The organism is Streptomyces sp. NPDC001732 (assembly GCF_053596315.1).
This window is the reverse complement of record NZ_JBSFFY010000074.1, coordinates 21,317-27,886: the sequence shown is the minus strand read 5'-3', so window position 1 is coordinate 27,886 and position 6,570 is coordinate 21,317. Positions and strand designations below refer to the sequence as shown.

At 67.3% G+C, this 6,570-nt stretch carries 7 protein-coding genes; 4 read left to right on the top strand and 3 right to left on the bottom strand.

Annotated features, from left to right (window positions below):
* Positions 1 to 223 precede the first annotated feature (223 nt).
* Positions 224 to 1,144: a hypothetical protein gene (locus tag ACWCXX_RS35755; protein ID WP_451134671.1), complete on the bottom strand. Its 921-nt coding sequence runs from the start codon at positions 1,142 to 1,144 to the stop codon at positions 224 to 226.
* A 324-nt stretch (positions 1,145 to 1,468) separates the two neighbouring features.
* Here ACWCXX_RS35755 and ACWCXX_RS35750 point away from each other — a divergent pair, with 324 nt between their 5' ends.
* Both ACWCXX_RS35750 and ACWCXX_RS35745 read left to right on the top strand, forming a co-directional pair.
* Entirely contained in the window at positions 1,469 to 1,651 is a 183-nt protein-coding gene (locus tag ACWCXX_RS35750; protein ID WP_351834509.1) for a hypothetical protein, read from the top strand.
* A 609-nt stretch (positions 1,652 to 2,260) separates the two neighbouring features.
* The gene (locus tag ACWCXX_RS35745) at positions 2,261 to 2,383 is read left to right on the top strand and encodes a hypothetical protein (RefSeq protein WP_392083646.1); all 123 of its coding nucleotides are present in this window, start codon (positions 2,261 to 2,263) and stop codon (positions 2,381 to 2,383) included.
* A gap of 369 nt (positions 2,384 to 2,752) precedes the next feature.
* On the opposite strand, the gene ACWCXX_RS35740 is transcribed toward ACWCXX_RS35745, so the two are convergent.
* Together ACWCXX_RS35740 and ACWCXX_RS35735 are read right to left on the bottom strand one after the other, a co-directional pair.
* The gene (locus ACWCXX_RS35740) at positions 2,753 to 3,325 is read right to left on the bottom strand and encodes a transcriptional regulator (protein ID WP_451134668.1); all 573 of its coding nucleotides are present in this window, start codon (positions 3,323 to 3,325) and stop codon (positions 2,753 to 2,755) included.
* 97 nt (positions 3,326 to 3,422) lie between these two features.
* Positions 3,423 to 3,863: a hypothetical protein gene (locus tag ACWCXX_RS35735; protein ID WP_451134666.1), complete on the bottom strand. Its 441-nt coding sequence runs from the start codon at positions 3,861 to 3,863 to the stop codon at positions 3,423 to 3,425.
* Between the two features lie 1,305 nt (positions 3,864 to 5,168).
* Between ACWCXX_RS35735 and ACWCXX_RS35730 the strand changes: the two genes are divergently transcribed.
* Together ACWCXX_RS35730 and ACWCXX_RS35725 are read left to right on the top strand one after the other, a co-directional pair.
* Positions 5,169 to 5,816, top strand: a complete 648-nt coding sequence (locus ACWCXX_RS35730) for a helix-turn-helix domain-containing protein (RefSeq protein ID WP_451134664.1) — start codon at positions 5,169 to 5,171, stop codon at positions 5,814 to 5,816.
* Positions 5,813 to 6,298, top strand: coding sequence for a hypothetical protein (locus ACWCXX_RS35725; RefSeq protein WP_451134662.1), 486 nt, complete (start codon positions 5,813 to 5,815; stop codon positions 6,296 to 6,298). Before ACWCXX_RS35730 ends, ACWCXX_RS35725 begins: the two co-directional genes overlap by 4 nt.
* Positions 6,299 to 6,570 lie beyond the last annotated feature (272 nt).

Genomic DNA, 6,570 nt, shown 5'->3' with positions numbered 1-6,570 from the left:
ATGATCAGACGAAGGCCGCCCTCACGTCCGGCGAATCCCCAGGTGAGCGACTCAGTTCGAGACACCATTCGAGGCCGGAAGATAAAGAACAAGCTAAGGGCACGGGAGGCCACGCGTCTACTCGATGTCATCACTGGCCCCTGCCGGACACCTTCTTGGCGCTTGGCCTGCTGCCGGACAACGGTGCAGGAACGCATGTCCCTGCTTCTGGTGGACCTGAGGCTCACCCGACCTGAATATAGGCGAAATCGCGTACAAGGCCCCGCCGTCCGTCTTCGGAATGAGCGGTGAACTCCGACTGGTTTCCTCCGATTGCCAGATACCACTGACCAGGCGCCAGGACGGCGACGGGGGTGGTACCGCCGTCCTCGGGAAACAACGTGGTGGGCTTGGGCACGGAGAACCAGAACGGTGTGCCCTTGAGAAGCGCCGCCTGGAGCTCCGGCGAAATGGTGGGTACAGCCGTAGGATCTTCTGCGGCTGCGCCCGGGTTCTTTGCCGGCCTGGGCTCTGGCTTTCGGGCGATGTCCGCCGTGCGCTGCGCATCCGCTAAGAGCAGGTCGGCCTCCTTGTACGCCTTCTCCCGTACCGCCTGGGCCTCGCGCAGGATCCGGTCGGCCTCCTTGTACGCGGTCTCCCGTACCGCCTGGGCCTCGCGGGAGAGCCGGTCGGCTTCCTCGTGCGCCGTCTCCCGTACGGCTTGGGCCTCGCGGTAGGCCTCGTCGAGTGTCTCGCGCACCGTGTTCCGAAGCCGCCGCCAGGGGGCCGCCGCCCGTCGCTGCGCGAACTTCACTTCCTGCCACCGCACCCGCCAGGCCTCCGCCAGATCGGGCCGGCAGCGCGGGGCCGGGGCGCCGGCAGGCGGTGGCAGCGGGCTGCTCACCACCCGGACGAACTCCATCAGCGAGTCAATGGAAGGCAGCCGCTTCCCGGCCAGCGCCTCGTTGATGCCCGCCTTCGTCAGCTTCGGTCTCACCGATGCTTTGGCGATCACGGCGTACGACGGCGCTCCGAAAGAGATGTGCAGCCGGTTCAGCTCGATGGTGAAGTCGTGCAGTGCCGCGTCGGATACGGCAATGGCCTCCGCGTCCTCTGCCTCGACCTCGGGCTTCTCCTGAGCGACCGGTGCTTCCTTGTCAACCACCAGATCAACGGTATACGGGAGGCGCATTGAACGTCCATGAACCCTGCTGAACGTTCCTGAACGGCTTGGCCGTTCGAGATCCGTACGGCTACGGACGGCAGCGGTGCCGCGGCGTCCGGGAGCAGGCGAGGTCGTACGGGTCACTAGGCCCACCCCGACCTGGGGGGCTCTGCTGGATGCATGAAGCAGGAGCGGTACTGACCGTGTCCCGCTGCGGCCCGACGCCACTCGTCCTGCACACCTGAACAGGACCAGAGGCATCGACACCCTCATCCACTCCGGCGCGCTGTCACCGCACGCCCGAACCCCAAGGGGGAACTGTCCGTGTCCACACTCGTCCTGCTGGTCCTTCTGCTGCTCGTCCTGGTCGGCCTGATGCTCGTCGGCACACTTGCGTACGCCGTCCACCGCCGGCCGTCGCTGAGCCAGCCGCTGACTGTCGCCCTCACGGGGGCCGGAGTGTTCGCCGCCGTGATCACCATCATCGTCACCGCGGGCGGCCGGTGAGTGCCCACGCCCACCCAGGCGGGCGGAGACTCAAGGGGCGCGGGTCACGGCCCCGGAACCGAACCCGAACCGGGCCACCTCCACCCTCTCCCCGTTACGAGCCGACTGCCCGTCACCACGGCCTGCATGGCAGACACTCAACGCCCCCGGAATCGCTGTAGCCCCTCTGATACGCGAACGCGAGCCGCCCCGGACGGGAAAACCCGGGGCGACGTCCCAGCACCCGCCATCGGCTTCGGGGCGCCACATCGCGCCCCGCGCCGACACGCGAGAGGGACTGCCAGCCGACTCAAGGTCAGTGATGGAGGCAAAGCCGCATAGCTGGCGGCTAGGCGCTTCAGAAAAACGGTTTGCCCCACACGTTCACAGGCAGATGCGGCGGACTGCGTGTGATTGCGAGAACACCACCACCACTAGACCTTTGAACGGAAGGTTGTTGACCGCAATGCTTGGCACAATGCCTAGCCTAGGCAAGCATGCTCCTTCGAAAGCCAGGTACCCTAAGGCCTGCTACCTCGCAGGATCCTCCTGAACTGGGCGGTGTAGGCCGCCAGTTCGCATGCCTCCGGGACCAACACTCTTGGGTGCCGGGCCGGGAGGAGAAGGGAGGTGGTGCTGATGAACGACGCATCGGACAAGCGCAGCCGGAATCAGTGGCCTGAGCCAGACAAGTGGCAGGTCTTCCTGACGGCAGCAAGTCTGCTGGTGGCGATCATCGCGATGGTGAGGTAGTTCCTCGGCGGATGTCGAGTGCTCACCCCGACGCGGTAGGACCGACCGGATGCTGCATGCGCAGCGAGCCCGGTCGCTAGAAGGTCGACCGGGCTCGGTAACTGCATGAGGCCTGGCTCCGGGCTGCCACCCGGGGCCGGGTCTTCGTGCGTGGGATCGACTGCGCTGGCAGGCTGCTCCACATCACCGTGACCCTTAAAGTTTGCTTCACCTGAGCGGTGGGTCAAGTTTTAAGGGTCATGGCGCACACCGTAGCGCCTTTGCCTCTCAAGGCCCAGAAAGATCACGGCTGAGCAGCGCGGATGCTGCGCGCGAAACTGGGCAGCCCTGGGCGACTGACAGGCGCCCAGAGAGGCGTACAGGGCCGTTCTACGCGGCGAAGCCGATGTTGGTGACGTACTCGTACTGGCCCCACTGGGAACCGAGCTCCGGGAGGACGTCGAGGGTCCAGGCGTCGTCGAGGCCCTGGTGGTCGCCAGTGGCCCAGGCGTCGACGATGCGGTCCCAGCGGCGAACGTTCATCGTGCGGTACTCCACCATCCGCTGGAGCGGGCGGGCGACCTGGGACTGGTTGAGGGGGTGGATTTCCACCCGGGTGCCGCCGGCGGCGTTGAGGCGGGTAAGGAGGTGGCGGGCGACGTTGTGGCGGCGCACCTGGCGGTAGGCGGCGTCGATGCGTTCGAGGTTGGCCCGCGTCGGCCGGCGCGGGCCGTCGAGCCAGGATTTGAGGGTGCGGTCGGTGACGGTGAGTCCGGCGTCGCGGGCCGCGGCGCGGCTGTGGTCGGTCCTGGTGAGGTAGTGCAGGCGTGCCATCAGGCCGCGTTTCGCGGTGACGGGGGTGGCGATGCCGCCGGCCAGCCGGTCGAGCTGGCGGACGACGGCGTCGGTGCCCTTGATGCCCCGGGCGCCGAACTTCCCGAAGTCGATGTTCTTCTCCGGCATGCTTGCACCTCTTTTCTCTGAACTTCCTTGTTTTACCGGCTAGTTGAGATTCTATCGTGTTGCGCTGTTTGTAGTGGTGTGTGGGGGTTTTTGGGTGTTAGCCCTTTGCTGCCCGGCGGGCTTCACGGCGTGCCTGCCGTGCGCGGGACTCCTCGGCCCACGCCTCCTGCCGTGCCAGCCAGTGGTCGCGGGTGTCCCTGCAGCCCTGGCACACCAGGCGCAGAGCGTGGTGCCGCAGCCGGGTGCGGCGGTCCCAGCCGATCGGGAGCACCCAGCCGCGGGCGAGCCAGCGAACCGCCCACGGGTGCAGGTCGAGTTCGGCGGCGAGGAGACGCAGGTCGCCGGTGGAGGTCACCATGCGGTCCATGTGGTGCAGGCGGTCCAGGAGGAGGCGGGCCTGGGCCCGGGGGCCGTGGGGGTAGTGGGCGAGCAGCTGGTGCTGCTGCTCGGGGGCGAGTCGGTGCCAGTGCCAGATGCAGCGGGCCCTCCTGGTCCTGAGCCGGGTGATGAACCGGGCGGTGAGGGTGTGTGTGGTCATGGGTCAGCACTCTGCGGCTGCGGGCCTGTGGACAGAGGCCGAGCACCAGGGCGCGGTGGGCCGGCCACACCGAGCGGCGCGGCCGGCCCACCGGCAGGGCGGTTACGTTCCGTGCCGGGCGTGAGGGTGCGCGCGCGGTCTCCGGGGTGTCACGCTCGGGCCGCCAAGCTGCCCCGGAGGCGAGCCCAAGGAATCCCAAAATCGGACATACAGTCACTTTTCTTGGGCGGCGTGACACTTTCCAGAGGCGAGCGTGACACGAGTGTCACGCTCACGCTCCGTCAGCGTGACACGGCCCAACCTCCCCTGCGGCGGAGGTTCCGCGCCCGCAACACGGTGTCTTCCGCTCGGGGACGATAGAACGGCACAGGATCTTTCTGTTCTCCCACAGCCGCTCCTGGGAATGCTCCCTGCGCTCTCTGGTCAACGGCGCGGGACTTCTGTTGGTTACCTGCGGGGACGACACCGTCCCGGGGCTCGGGATGGCCCGTCACCACAACATGCACGGCCGGCACCTGCTGCTCTGAAATCGCTTGTATGCTCCCTGCGCCACTCCTGTCAGCCGTCCCGGGGCGGGACCTGGGACGGCTGACAGGCTCCCAGAGCGATTTCCTGCGTGTGGGTGACCCGATTCTTGAGCGACCACGGGCCGTTGATGGGACATCAGCCACAGAACGGGAGCTTGGACATGTTGGGCTTTCCGAGACGGCGTACGGAGGCACCGGAGCCGAACGGCCCCCCGGGCCGGGCGGCGGAACCGCCCACCGACAGCACAGATCTCTCCTGTTGCGTCTTTCGGCACTGCCGTCACCGCCCGAGACTCAGTGCCGTTGACCCCACCTACGATCCGCACTGTTCGCGCGGAGCCGCATGCGAAGCGCGCATGCCACGACGGGGTCCGGCCCGCAGGGACTTCGAAGCTGCTGCGGGCCGGATCCCACGGTGTGGCGATGCTTGATCACGGAGAGGGGAACCTGTATCACGCGCGCGCGCTCTAGAGGGAAGAGCCACGCATTTCCGCAGGTCAGAGCCTTGAGGCGAGAAAGATACGTCAGTTCAGGACTGACATATCTCGGCCGGGGTGTCAGCCGTTCCTGACCCAACAACCACGTTTCGTGGCACTACTGCCACGAAACTCAGCCCGGTGCGTCAGCCGGCACTCAGTATCGCGCGGGAGGTCGAAGGTCAGTCCAGGGCTGACCTTCGGGCGACTTTCGTGTCGGCACTGCCGCGTTTTGGTGGCACTACTGCCACGGTTCTCCGCTATGGTTTTGACGTTACGACAATCAAGGAGACAGCGACGCCATGAGCTCAGGGCCCCTGGACGGCAGCGCAGCGCCGAAGCTGCCCGGCGCGCCGTCCCGTCGGCGGCGGCGCCCGAAGCCGCCGCCCACCGCGTACAGCCGGTCCTCCGGCTCCACGATCGAGTTGCCCGCCGGCCACGCGGCCCAGGTCTTCCCAGTGGGCTCCAGCACCGGGTTCATCGGCGAGGCGTTCTCCATGGACAGCCTGGAGTTCATGCGCTGGGCTGCCGTGCGGTACGACTCCGACCGGTTCGTGCTCGTGGTGCTGTTCCATCTGATGGGCTCACAGAAGCCCGGCGGCCTGATCGAGGCGACCCACGAGGACGTCGCGGCGGGCCTGGGCTACAGCCGTTCTCACATCAGCCGCGTCTTCAGCGTCCTGGAGGCCGACGGGGCACTGCGGAAACTTCAGCGGGGCGTGTACCAGCTGAATCCAGCTGCGTCGCTGAGGGGTGGGCTCAGGGAGCCCCGCAAGGGCGAAAAGAAGCGCTCCAAGGCGGGTGCGGGCGACAGGGTGGAGCAGCTGGACCTGTTGCGCGAGATCATGGAGGACCCGGACGTGCCCGAAGCGTTCCGGGCGATGGCGGCTCCTGGCGTGAGGCTGGATGTGCGCAAGGGGTCGGATGGGGAAGGGAAGGCCACGTCATGACGTTCGCTGCCGAGGAATGGGTTCCGCGTCGCAACGTGCTGTGGGGCAGTTTCAACGGTCTCGCGTATGTGCCGAGGCTTCCTCCTACCGCCTACACCCTGCTGCTGCACATGATGACGGAGCAGGAGACCGGCGGCCTGGTCGTCGCCACGCACGACGAACTCGCCGCTGGCCTCGCAATGGAGCGCGGCATGATCAGCCGGGCCATGCCGCACCTGGTCGCTGCCCGGCTTGTCACCGTGGTCCGCCGGGGCCGCTTCCAGCTCCACCCGATGATCGCCGCGTTCAACGACCCCCGCGAGCAGCAGCGCGCCGTGAAGGCCCTGCCCCGCGACATGCGGCTGGACGTCGGTGACTTCGAAGACGAGTACGAGGAACGCTTCCAGTTCCACCTGGACGAGAAGGCCCGCAAGGCCGAAGCGAAGGCGAAGGGCAACGTCACCCCCATCACCAAGTCACCCCGCCTCAAGCGGGTTCACTGACCCCTGTCGACCTCGGCGAACGGCGCCGCGCCTTCGGGTGCGGCGCCGTTCGCGTGTCCGGGGAGAAACAAGGGACAGCGGGAGCCCGGCCAGTGGTCGCCAAGCACACGGGTGTCGGAGTCGGTCACGTCCGTGAGGTGAGAGCCGAGCCACCATCCGTCGTGGTGCGGTCGCAGTCCGTTCTCCAACAAGAGCGTCAGGGAACGGGCCGCTTCCCACTGGGCCCGCTGCTGCTTCTGATGGAGTCAGCCCCCCGGTGGCCTTTCTCGCTG